Annotated in this window: 10 protein-coding genes; 4 read left to right on the top strand and 6 right to left on the bottom strand. The window is 57.8% G+C overall.

Annotated elements, in window-relative coordinates; genetic code table 11:
* Positions 1–97 precede the first annotated feature (97 nt).
* Positions 98–871 (top strand): FadR/GntR family transcriptional regulator, encoded by a 774-nt coding sequence (locus HB393_RS16945; protein ID WP_255551248.1) that lies wholly within the window; start codon positions 98–100, stop codon positions 869–871.
* Between the two features lie 12 nt (positions 872–883).
* On the opposite strand, the gene HB393_RS16940 is transcribed toward HB393_RS16945, so the two are convergent.
* Complete coding sequence (locus tag HB393_RS16940) at positions 884–2,365, bottom strand: hypothetical protein (RefSeq protein ID WP_213806380.1); 1,482 nt, start codon at positions 2,363–2,365, stop codon at positions 884–886.
* Positions 2,366–3,013: 648 nt separating this feature from the next.
* Here HB393_RS16940 and metG point away from each other — a divergent pair.
* On the top strand, positions 3,014–5,503 hold the full coding sequence (gene metG, locus HB393_RS16935) for a methionine--tRNA ligase subunit beta (protein WP_213806379.1): 2,490 nt from the start codon (positions 3,014–3,016) through the stop codon (positions 5,501–5,503).
* A gap of 109 nt (positions 5,504–5,612) precedes the next feature.
* Positions 5,613–5,996, top strand: coding sequence for a cupin domain-containing protein (locus HB393_RS16930; protein ID WP_255551247.1), 384 nt, complete (start codon positions 5,613–5,615; stop codon positions 5,994–5,996).
* Between the two features lie 58 nt (positions 5,997–6,054).
* Here the strand turns inward: HB393_RS16930 and HB393_RS16925 are convergent, their stop codons facing one another.
* Genes HB393_RS16925 through HB393_RS16915 form a run of 3 tightly spaced genes read right to left on the bottom strand, consistent with a single transcriptional unit; the run spans position 6,055 to position 7,859 of the window.
* Positions 6,055–6,420, bottom strand: a complete 366-nt coding sequence (locus HB393_RS16925; RefSeq protein ID WP_213806378.1) for a cupin domain-containing protein — start codon at positions 6,418–6,420, stop codon at positions 6,055–6,057.
* A 9-nt stretch (positions 6,421–6,429) separates the two neighbouring features.
* Positions 6,430–6,909 carry a cupin domain-containing protein gene (locus HB393_RS16920; protein WP_213806377.1) on the bottom strand — a complete coding sequence of 160 codons (480 nt, stop codon included), beginning with the start codon at positions 6,907–6,909 and terminating at the stop codon, positions 6,430–6,432.
* Positions 6,910–6,947: 38 nt separating this feature from the next.
* Entirely contained in the window at positions 6,948–7,859 is a 912-nt protein-coding gene (locus tag HB393_RS16915; RefSeq protein ID WP_213806376.1) for an AraC family transcriptional regulator, read from the bottom strand.
* 100 nt (positions 7,860–7,959) lie between these two features.
* On the opposite strand from HB393_RS16915, the gene HB393_RS16910 reads away from it, so the two are divergent.
* Positions 7,960–8,958 carry an oxidoreductase gene (locus tag HB393_RS16910; RefSeq protein ID WP_213806375.1) on the top strand — a complete coding sequence of 333 codons (999 nt, stop codon included), beginning with the start codon at positions 7,960–7,962 and terminating at the stop codon, positions 8,956–8,958.
* A gap of 500 nt (positions 8,959–9,458) precedes the next feature.
* On the opposite strand, the gene HB393_RS16905 is transcribed toward HB393_RS16910, so the two are convergent.
* The gene (locus HB393_RS16905) at positions 9,459–10,148 is read right to left on the bottom strand and encodes a hypothetical protein (RefSeq protein ID WP_213806374.1); all 690 of its coding nucleotides are present in this window, start codon (positions 10,146–10,148) and stop codon (positions 9,459–9,461) included.
* A gap of 675 nt (positions 10,149–10,823) precedes the next feature.
* Entirely contained in the window at positions 10,824–11,435 is a 612-nt protein-coding gene (locus tag HB393_RS16900; RefSeq protein ID WP_213806373.1) for a TetR/AcrR family transcriptional regulator, read from the bottom strand.
* Between the last annotated feature and the right edge of the window lie 361 nt (positions 11,436–11,796).

Raw genomic sequence — 11,796 nt, 5'->3', positions numbered from 1 at the left:
TCTTCATCGTTGGGGGTCACCGATAACTCCCACTCGACCAGCACTACCAACGCTGTGTTAGTCTGGCTCCAAAATTCACCCAGGAGCGATCCGCCGCTTGAAAAAAGAGCTCCCAAAAGAGTCGCAGGACGAGGTTACTGGCCACAGCCAGCTCACCATGCAGGTCGTCGAGCACGTCCGCGCCCTCATCAGCTCCGGTGAGGTCCACCCCGGCGACCGCCTCCCCCCGGAGCGCGAGCTCGCCCGCAAACTAAAGATCAGCCGCTCCAGCCTCCGCGCCGGAATCGGCTTCCTCTCCGCCATGGGCGTCCTGAAGAGCCGCCACGGCGCGGGAACCTTCGTCTCCTCCGGCCCCCCGGCGCTCGACTCCAGCTCCCTCACTGTCCTCGGAGCCCTCCACGGCTTCCTCCCCTGGCAGATGTTCGAGGCTCGCCTCGTCCTCGAGGCCAACGTCGCCGCCCTGGCCGCCGAGCGAGCCACCGACGAGCACGTCGCCGAGCTCGCCGAAGAGGTCGCCGAGATGTACGCCGCCCTTGACAACCCCGAGGAGTACCTCATCCACGACGTCCGTTTCCACCGGACCATCGCCCGCGCCTCCGGCAACCCCATCCTCGGAGCCCTGATGGAGACCATCACCGCCAACCTCTACGACGCCCGCCTCAGCACCGTCTCCAACTCCCGCAACCTCAAAGAGTCCGCCGAACAACACCGCGAGATCTTCCGCGCCATCCGCTCCCGCAACCCCCTCCAGGCCCGCCGAACCATGGAAGAACACCTCAACGAAGCCCGCCGGGCCGAAGACGCCGAATCCGACCACCCACCCATCCCCACCCCACCCCCAGACCCCAACCCCGACTCCATCACCCAATAGCGCAAGAGTTCATTAGGGTCGTTCCCAGACCTCATCCCCATCGGAGAAGACATGCTCTCTCCTGTAGTGGGTGATCAGAAAGCCGTAAAAAGGGGCGAGGCGATTCTGTCCAGCGTGATATCCATCTGAACGAGAGATATGCTGCTGCGACCAAAGAACATACCTCGCCGGCTGACGCTCAAGCTCTCGTACGGTCCGGTCGATGTACTCCGGGCGGGTCGGTTCGCCCGTCCACAGGTAGTCCACAAAGGCGGGACTGAACAACTGCAAGGGAAGGTACACCACGGCTCCCTGTGCCTGAAAGAAAAGATCTTCTGGCCGAGTATGTTGCATGATCCAGGAGAACTTCTCATCGAACAAAGGAGAAACAGCAACTTTTCCGGCCGGTAGCAGTATGGTTTGATGAGGCGAATGTTGGTTAAAACGGATCTGCTTTACAGCTAGAAATGCGATGACGACCCAAATTGCAGCGGTGGCAACGCTGCGCCGCTTGTCGAGACGGCTCACAGCCCACATCATCAAGAGGATGGCCGGCATCGAAGCGGCATGAATGCGGTTCAAGTCCGGCCTGGTGATGATCACCAGCAGCAAGGACAATCCAAACAAGCAGATAAGAACCAGTTGCATCGTGTACCGCGCTGCAATCTCCCTGCGTCGCCTCCAGCAATGCCACAAAATGGACGGATAGATCACCAGGAGCAACAGATAGAGAAACTGGCGTCGAATCAGGGGCAACAACGGACTTCGGTTGTGTGGAGCATTGATATCGGAGAGCCAAAAATTATGCTCGGGAACAACATAGTGCAGTGGGTATGTGACCTGCAGATACCAGAGCTGTCTCCACCCAACATGCAGCAACCACGGCGTGCTTAGAACGCTCAGTGTCAGCGCAAAGGTCACGGACAACAAAAGTTGTTGCACCAGCATGCTCTGCCACGATCTGTTCCTGGAGAAACGCTCCCATGCAAGCGCAGCGACGAGAGAGGCCACACCAGCAACGCCCGTCGTCTGCGTAAAAAAGGAGGCGACGCCAAGCAACAAGCCAGCGATAGCGATCCTGGGAAGAGTCCTCTCAGTCAGGACGACGCTGAGGGCAGACAATCCAACGAACAGGCCGAACCAATGATGGGTGGCGTCCAGCCGATCTCCGTAGATGTAAACGAGAAAGAGCAGGCTGGTGAGCACCGCCAGATCCCGTTCCATGAGCCGTTGTGCCACATGAAAACAGATCCAGCATAAGGCGACGCCAAGGATAAACACCGCCGCGTTCGTCACCCATAGATGGAGACCGAAGATTCGAAAGAGCGCCAGATAGAAGAGGTCAGTTCCCGGCGGGGTGAACTGAAAAAAATCTTGATACCCTCGTTCCCCATGAAACATGCGCATGGCATACACCCAGAAAAAATTCTGGTCGCCCAGCAGAAAGAAAGGCACGTTTGGGAACGTAAACAAGTTCAAATACAAGTACGACGGAATCGCAATGAGAAAGAGCAAATAAAGCCAGCCTCTACCCCGATTGAGGTCACGGTTCTCTTCAACTTTTCCATTCATTGCCAGCGTGCGAGCCTCAGCTTGGGTTGATACGACGTGACTCAATGGGCTCCAGAGACCAGGAATCCAACTGTGGATTTAGTCTAACCGCTCAGGTCTATTGCACAGCGAACTGAGGGATTGACGCCAAAACATGTCCTACTTCTGCAACCTCCTTTACGAATTCACCGACCCCAGCACAGACCTGTGAGCGCGTGCCCACCCGACCGGCGGAGGAGCCCCAACCGAGCCGGCACAAAAGCGGGTGCCCCATCCTTTTTGCAGTCTCATCGCAAATAGGGTGGGGTATCGGGCAAAGCCCGACCGCCTTCCTTACCCTGGCCCCAAACTCCCAGTCGATTGGACGCAGTACGACAGTCTCGACGTTCTCCTCGCATAACCCAGCCGCCCTGGTGCCCCATCCTTCTCGCCTTTGTCTCTCGCGAAGGGTGGGATCACAAAAGTCCGAACCGCCCTCCTTTACCCACCCCAAATTCGTCATTTCGACCGAAGACAGGGACTTGCCGCCACAGCAGAGAACCCGCCTCTCTCCCCCGCCCGAATATCCTCACAACTCCCCACCCCTGCTAAACTGAGCCCTGGCCACCCTTCATGTCTGAAACAAATAAAAAGTTCTACCTCACCACCCCGATCTACTACGTGAACGCGCGCCCCCACATCGGCCACGCGTACTCCACCATCGCGGCCGACGTCATCGCCCGCCGCCACCGCCTTCTCGGCGACGACACCTTCTTCCTCACCGGAACCGACGAGCACGGCCAGAAGGTCCAGCGCTCCGCCGCCGCCGCCGGAATCCCCCCGCAACAGTTCACCGACCAGGTCTCGGACACCTTCCGCAATCTCTGGAAGCGCATGGGCATCACCAACGACGACTACATCCGCACCACCGAGGAGCGCCATCACCGCGGCGTCCAGACCCTCTGGAAACACCTCGAAGAGCGCGGAGCCATCTACCTCAGCTCCTACACCGGCCAGTACAGCATCGGCGAAGAGATGTTCGTCGACGGTCCCCCCGGCACCATCGGCCCCGACGGCAAACCCACCGAGACCATCACCGAAGAGAACTACTTCTTCCGCCTCTCTGACTACCAACTCCCCCTCATCGACCTCATCGAAAGCAACCAACTCCAAATCCAACCCGAGACCATCCGCAACGAAGTCCTCAGCTTCCTGCGCGGGGATGTGAATGGGATCCTGACAGAACTTAGAGACAAGGTTGTCCTTGAAAGTCCTGAAATTGAGGCTTCACCTATCGGCAAAGTTCTCCCAATAAGTTATGACCGCGAAAAAGTCGTCGCGCTAGCGGAGACCGACTCAAGGCTCTCGAAGAGCAAAACTGGTGAGTATTACGTCCCCGGAGCCCTCAAAGACCTCTCCATCTCCCGCACCAGCTTCACCTGGGGCATCCCCGTCCCCGGCAACGAGAAGCACGTCATCTACGTCTGGCTCGACGCCCTCGCCAACTACATGACCGCCGTAGGCTACGGCTCCGAAGACCCCGCCGAACAAGCCAAGTTCGAAAAATACTGGCCCGCCGACCTCCACCTCGTCGGCAAAGAGATCACCCGCTTCCACTGCATCTACTGGCCCGCCTTCCTCCTGGCCTTGAACCCAAAGCTCCAGCGCGAACCAGACACCGACAAGCCCGCCCCAACACTTACTCCCGCCGAACACGCCGAATGGGCAACCAAGTGGCTTCCCAAAGCCGTAGTAGCCAACGGCTGGCTCCTCTTCGAAGAATCGAAGATGAGCAAATCCCGCGGCAACGTAGTCCGCACCGAGACCATCCTCGACGCCTTCGGCACCCTCCTTCCCAAACCCGCCGACCTCCCCGGCGCAGTCCTAAGTGACGAAGCCTGGAAGCACGAACAAGACCTCTTCGCCTCCGACGTCCTCCGCTACTTCCTCCTCCGCGAGATCCCCTTCGGCCAGGACGGCAGCTTCAGCTTCGACGCCCTCGTCCAGCGCTACAACAGCGACCTAGCCAACGGCTACGGCAACCTAGTCAGCCGCACGCTCGCGATGGTCAGCTCGAACTTCTCAGGTTCTATTCCCGAATACGATCCACCAACCGAACCTGAATCGCTACCACTCAGCGTTATTTTCGAAGCGAAAGCAAATGGCACCGATTTCTTTGGCGCATTGAAAGATATTTGGGGCTTCATCGGAGTAGTAGATGGGAAAATTTCGTCAGATGCACCATGGAAACTTGCTAAATCTGACTTACCCGAAGACAGGTTGAAGTTAGCCGCAAGTCTCTATCACGCATGCGAATCAATCCGTGTCATCACGGCATATCTCTATCCCATCCTCCCCTACGCCACAGCCAAAGTCTGGCAACAACTCGGCCTAGGCGACATAGAAGAATCCGCCCGCAACGGCGACCTAAAAAACCTAGAATGGGGCGGCCTGAAGCCCGGCACAAAGCTAGGCCCACTCTCCCCCATCTTCCCCCGAGCCGACAAAGGACTCATCCAGATCATGACTGACGCAGAGACCAACGGCGCACCGAGCCCCACGCCCTCCAAGTTCGTGGACGAGAAGACCACCCACACCGCTCCCATCGTCGAAGACCCCACCCACCCCGCCGCCCCACCCCGCACCAGCTCCATCGGAGCCCCCAACCCCGGAGTCTCCGTAGCCGGCAGCCACGCCCTCACCACCGAGCGCCCCGGCACCCCACCCCACCAAGAAGCCCCCGCCTCCGGCCTCTTCGCCAACGCCGCCGCCCAGTCCGACATCCCCGACACCCCCCAGATCGCCATCGACGACTTCGTCAAGATCGACCTCCGCGTCGCCCAGATCATCGTCGCCGAACGCATCCCCAAGGCCGACAAACTCCTCCGCCTCGAGGTCGACCTCGGCTACGAGAAGCGCCAGATCCTCTCCGGCATCGCCGAGTGGTACACCCCCGAAGACCTCATCGGACGCCGCATCGTCATCATCGCCAACCTCGCCCCCCGCAAGATGCGCGGCCTCGAATCCCACGGAATGCTCCTGGCCGCCTCCCACGGCGAAAACGGCAAACCCATCCTCGCCACCTTCGCCGAAGACATAGCCCTGGGCTCCCGCCTCCGCTAAAGCACGCCGGGTAGCCATTATCCGTCGTTGATTCAGACCATCTGAATCAATTTGTCATCCGAGCAAAGCGAAGGATCTGTCTTTGCTCGCTTAAGTCGAAGGAGAACCGATGCCAGATTCAATGAACAATGCCCATACCCGCTGGTCCGACCTTCCCATCGAACCCATGAACCCGCTCCTCGGCCGCCAGTTCATCGCCGGCGCCCACGTCATGGTCGCCCGCATCACCCTCAGCAAAGGAGCGCATGTGCCGTTGCATCAGCACCACAACGAGCAGGTAGCCTGCCTGCTCATCGGCAAACTCAAATTCCTCCTGCACCACCCCGGCTCCGAAACTCCGATCGAGACCATCCTCAATCCCGACGAAGTCCTGGTCATCCCACCCAACGTTCCGCACGAAGTCTTCGCACTCGAAGATTCCATCAACCTCGACATCTTCTCCCCGCCCCGCGAAGACTGGATCACCGGCGACGACGCCTACCTCCGCAGCTGATCGCCAAAGCGTAACTCCATCCTTACGCCTCAACCCACAACCTACAAGTGCGGTCGTTTTACCCCTTCACATCCCCACCCACCGCCACCACCACATACCGAGCCGGAACCGCCCCCACATTCCTCACCGTATGCAAGGTCCCCAACGCAACATAGATCACACCCCCCGGCCCCACCAACTCCTTACTCTCGCCCCGCTGAAACTCCAACTCCCCCTCCAACACACAGATCACCTCCGAGTGCTCGATCCGGTGCTGCGGATTCGGAGCCATCCCCACCGGCTGCATCGAAGCATGCACCCCAATCGCCTCCCCCGTAGCCAGCGTCCCCCACAGAATATCCCTGCTCTCGCCCCCATTGGCCATCTTCCGCACCGGCATCTCCGCCAGCGCGTACGTCTTCGACTCCCCCAGCATCTCCGCCATTGGTAGCCCCTAAACCTTCGTCACGCCAGAAGCCCGCCCCACCGCCACCACAAAATAATTCGCCGTCGTATCCCCAACGTTCGTCATCCCATGCATCACATCCGACGCGTTGAAGTTCACCCCACCCGGACCCACCCGAGTCAGCTTGCCATCGTTATTGAACTCAATCAATCCCTCGCGAATCATGATGAACTCCGAGTGCCGATGCTTATGCGGCGGATGCGGCATCTTCCCCGCCGGCAGCGTCGTCTCATGCACCTCGACAAACTCCCCCGTCGTCAACGCCCCCTGCACCACCGCCCGACTCGCTCCACCATTGTCCGAAGGCTTCACCGGCAGCTTCTCGAACACAAACGTCCGCGAAGCCGACAACACCGTCTCCCCCGGCTGCGCCTGTGCTTCTGCCTCCGCCGTCAAACCACCCAACGCCGCAAACGCCGACAGCGCCACCAACACCTCACGACGATTCAAACCATCCAGATTTTTCATGCCGCCATCTTACCCACACCCCACCCCTCCGGCAACCGTTACTCCCCTTGAGCCCGCTGATAGCGCTTCGGAGCCCTCCCCATCACCCGCTTGAACGCACTCCCAAACGCACTCTCCGACTCATACCCCAACGAAGCCGCAATCTCCGTAATCGACTCCGCCCCGCCCCTCAACCTCTTCGCCGCCACCTGCATCCTCCAACGCAGCAGATAATCCAGAGGCCCTGTACCCACCAGCCGCTTGAACCGCGACGAAAACGCCGACCGCGACATCCCCGTCGCCCTGGTCAAATCCGCCAGCGTCCATCTCCGACCCACACTCCCATGCATCAGCTTCAGCGCCAGCCCGACCTTCGCATCCGCCAGCGCCCCCAGCCACCCCGTAAGCAGCCTCTCCCCAGAAGCAAGATGAGCCCGCAGCACCTGCACCAGCAGCATATGCGCCAGATGATCCACCATCAGCGAAGCCCCCGGCTCCCCCACCGACAGCTCCTCACCCAACCGCTCCAAAATCCACGAAATCGTCGAAGCATGCGAAGACCCCGCCCGAATCAGAATGACCGGCGGCAGCGAGTCCACCAGGATCGAGACCTGCTCCCTGTCGAAACTGAATCGCCCCCCGATCAGCATCGTCTCCTGACTCTCCCCATACTGCGCCCGCCCATCCACCGCCTCCGCGAAGACCGCCCGCACATCGTCCGCCTCCAACGAAAGATCGCTCCCCTGCCGGTGCGCCCGCTCCGTCGTCAACAGATAGCAATCGCCCGCCCTCACCTCGATCGGCTCCGTCACTCCATCGACAGCCAGCCAGCACAACCCCCGAACCACCGCGACGAACTTCAATCCCTCATGCGCCGGAAAAGAGACCGCCCAATCCCCACCCGTCGTCAGGCTCGCCGAGATCGACGCCCGGGGATTGAGCAGCGACAAAACATCCGAGATCGGATCCATCGCGACTCCAGGACGATCGCTATAAAAACTAGGCATATCTCAATAGATCATCTCACTATGGACACCATCGAATCGAGAGAACAAGGAGAAATCTCTGAATATGACAAAACAAGCCCCCATTCCCTCCGGCTTCGGCCCAGCCACCACCGCCCAGCAGGTCCTAGAAGGCGTCGACCTCACCGGCAAAGTCGCCATCGTCACCGGCGGATACTCCGGCATCGGCCTCGCCACCACCCGCGCCCTCAGCGAAGCAGGCGCAACCGTCATCGTCCCCGCCCGCACCCCCGACAAAGCTCACAAAGCCCTAGGCACCATCCCACGCGTCGAACAAACCACCCTGGACCTCCTCGACCCCGCCTCCATCGACGCCTTCGCCGACGAGTTCCTCCGCAGCGGCCGCCCCCTGCACATCCTCATCAACAACGCAGCCATCATGGCCAATCCCCTCACCCGCGACGCTCGAGGCAACGAGTCCCAGCTCTCCACCAACCACCTGGGCCACTTCCAACTCACCATGCGCCTTTGGCCCGCACTCTCCAACGCCGACGGAGCCCGCGTCATCGCCCTCTCCTCACGCGGCCACCAGCGCGCCGGAGTCGACTTCGACGATCCCAACTTCAACCACCGCCCCTACGACCGCTACGTCGCCTACGGACAGGCCAAGACCGCAACCTCGCTCTTCGCCGTCGCCCTCGACCGTCGCGGCGCAGCCTCCGGCATCCGCGCCTTCGCCGTCCACCCCGGCCCCGTCGTCACCGGCCTCATCCGCACCATGACCGAAGACGAGCTCAAACACTACAGCCTCTCCCGCAACGACTCCCACGGCTCTGCTCCCGCCGGCCAATCCATCGCCGAAGGCGGCGAGTTCAAAACCCTCGAACAAGGCGCCGCCACCTCCGTCTGGTGCGCCACCAGCCCCCAACTCACCGGCATGGGCGGCGTCTACTGCCAGGACGCCGACATCGCCCCCATCCTTTACTCGGAAGTCGAAAGCCCCGTCGGAGTACGGCCTTACGCAATCGACCCACAAGCCGCCGAACGCCTCTGGACCCTAAGTGAAGAACTCACCGGAGCAAGAATCGAAAGCCTAGTCTCCTAGAAGGAGACATAGCCCTCCAAAGAGTACGCATCAAATTCTGTATCAAATAGAAAGATACTCACAGAAAGTGAATGGGTTTGAACGTTTGTAAGAATAAAGAAATTGTAAGAAATTGACTTACATAATATTTACAAACAACTTACTAAAAACTACCTGAACCCTACCCTAAACCCACCTAAAATCTGTCATCCTGAGCGAAGGAACTCGCAGCTTCATCGCGAGTTACGCAGTCGAAGGACCTGTGGTTGTACTTGCTGTTGCCTTGCACTTGCTGTTGTCCTTGCACTTGCCGTTGCCTGTTTTACCCCGTCATCCTGAACGAAGTGAAGGACCCTGTATTTCGCCTTTGCCGTTGATCACAACCTCACCCAGCCACAACGCCCCAAACACAAACACCCTCAAAGATTGTCATCCTGAGCGAAGCCACTCGCAGCCTCATCGCGAGTGGCGCAGTCGAAGGACCTGCGGTTTTCTCGAAGCACCCACCTACTTCAAGCCTATTAGTGATTCCCACTGATCCACTCTGCAGCCGTTAGTTCGCGACGTCGGCCATTAAGAGTAAAGCGCATTCGAATAGTATTCGGGTTCCCACCATTTCCAGCCAACGCACGCGCCACACGTAGCATTTGATCCGAACCCGGTTGATAGTGCCCGCTATGGTCGTTGATCACTCGGATAAGGCCGGATCTCACCACAATCGTACCGGCGCCTGCAACCGGCCTTCCCCCAAGGAAAGAAGAGTGGTGTAACTGCTTTTCTAGCTTTACATCTCCGTAGAATCGATCGTCCTTGTCGAGAACAAAGATCACTTCTTCTTCTCTTAGCGACGCCAGATACTCCTCAAAGTCTCTGGCCTTAGGAAAAGTGACCCGGAGTCCATCAAAATGCATCCTTTGCCCCCTTAGCCTTTCGGCATCGAAGTACTCCACCATCAGATCTGGTTCGTTTTGCCTGGCCTCCATCCATTCAAAAAAATCACCTCCGGTGAAGGTTCGATCTTGCTGAAACTGCCGAAACAAAGGTTTCAGGTCCAGGATGGAATGGTGCATCGGATCCAGCCGCTCCAGAAAGTAGTCTGGTTGTATCGTCCTGCTTCCCGGGAAGCTACCTTCGGTCACTCTAAGAGCCTTCGTGACTGCTCTCCGCCACAACGCCTTGGACCGCTCACTCATCTCCTCTGGTAGTGGCATAAAATCTCCTCAACTCTGCCGACGCACTGCCCCAAAAGCCATCCCGGGAAAACTCTCCGGAACATCCTCTACAAGATCTCTGAAAGAGAAACCTCCCACCAACCTTTTATTCCTGAAAACACACACACACGGCCCAGATCCCTCATCTGTCACAAGCACCCCGAAAAATTCGCACAGCACCCGCAAATTTGCCACAAACACGCACATAAATTTGTCACAAGTACGAATACAAATTCGTCGCCCTCATAGCCGAGCACTGACCCGACACACCTTCGTCACAAGTACCCCGCAAACCTTGCCACAAACACCCACACAATTCTGTACAGGTACCCCAACAAACCTTGTCACAAACACCCGCATAATTTTGTGCAAGCACCCACAATTTGTCACAAATACCCACATATTTGTCACAAGCCCCTGCACAATTTTGTCACAAGCCCGCACACAATTTTGTCGCGCGACCCCCCACAAATTTGTCATCCTGAGCGAAGTAACTCGCAGCTTCATCGCGAGTTACGCAGTCGAAGGACCTGCGGTTGCATTTGCTTTTGCAGTTGTCTTTGCACTTGCAGTTGCTTGTTTTAAGCCGCCATCCTGAACGAAGTGAAGGATCCCTGTATTTCACCGTTGCCGTTGCTATTAGCAACGATCCACATAGGCCCCCACCAGACAAATCTACTTCCTATAACGAACAACAGACTCCAAATAAAACACAAGATGCTCTTCCGCGTCAGCCAAAGCATTACTCTGACGATCCAGCTCTTGCATAGCGGAAGCTCCTTCAAGCATGGAAATAATCAGCGTCGCCACCTTTCTCGGATCGACAGACATACGGACCTCCTTTGCCTCCTGGCCAGCATGAAGGATGCCCACGAGATAATCGCGCCAGCCCCGAAACGCCTTCTTTGCCTCACGCTTAAGCGGAGAACTGCCATCGTCAACATCAATCGCAGTATTCAGGAGAGGACAGCCGCCCGGAAAATCCGGAATGATGATGAAGTTGCGGATATGCAACTTCAACTTGTCGATTGCATTCGCGACCGTGTCCAGCTTCGCAAAACGTCTCTTACGGGTCTCCGACCATGCGAAGTCGAACGCCTCCAGCGCAAGTTGCTCTTTGCTCTCAAAATGGCCATAGATTGTGCCCTTTTCGAGACCAACGACCTTGACGACGTCTTGCATGGAACAGCCCTCATATCCTTTTTGGTTGAAGAGCACAGCCGCCTTCTCGATAATCAGGCGGCGACTCTTCTCCCCTTTCGATAAACCTTCGATCGATCTAGCCATCTACTGTCCTCTTTGGCCTTCGTTATATTCAAACGCCGTATGCAAAACGCCTTCTCCTCTAGTATCGGACAGATGCAACGAGCTTGGTGCGCTAAGGGAATGACCAAGGCAGTTCTACATCTTCCATGCATCGCACTTGGGCAAGTATCGAAACGGAGAAATGCCATGATCTGCAGATTAAATTCACTGGAGCTAATGAAATATTTTCGACTGGTCGGTTTAAACGTAATGTACCCACTTTTGGCTAATGCAAGAAGCAGACTCCGCCAACGAATAAATTAGAGATTTATTTCATGGCAACCACTCCTCGCATAACACTGGCAGAAACCTGTTGGTTACAGCCAACGACTCAAGTACGCGC

The organism is Granulicella sp. dw_53 (assembly GCF_018449545.1).
GTDB lineage: Bacteria > Acidobacteriota > Terriglobia > Terriglobales > Acidobacteriaceae > Edaphobacter.
The sequence above is the reverse complement of the archived record's forward strand: the minus strand, read 5'-3'. Positions and strand labels throughout refer to the sequence as shown.